Raw genomic sequence first — 234 nt, 5'->3', positions numbered from 1 at the left:
CCCCCCCGCCCCACTCTCTCCCCCCCCGGCCGGCCCCCCCCCCCCCCCGCCGGGGGGGGGGGGGCCCCCGCCCCCCCCCCCCCCCCCCCCCCCCCCCGGGGGGGGGGGCCCCCCCCCCCACCCCCCCCCCCCCCCCCCCCCCCCCCCCCCCCCCCCCCCAAAAACCAAACACACCCAACCAACCCCCCCACCACCGACCACCCCCGCCCCCACCCCCCCCCGGCCGCCGACGCG

1 protein-coding gene is annotated in these 234 nt (G+C 89.3%); it reads left to right on the top strand.

The features are described from left to right. A partial coding sequence (locus AC0L2A_RS36585; protein ID WP_473613047.1) for a hypothetical protein occupies positions 1-234 on the top strand: 234 nt, incomplete at both ends.

This window comes from Mesorhizobium sp. WSM4844, assembly GCF_055811775.1.
Note: the sequence above shows the minus strand (reverse complement) of the source record. Positions and strands in the feature narration are given on the sequence as shown.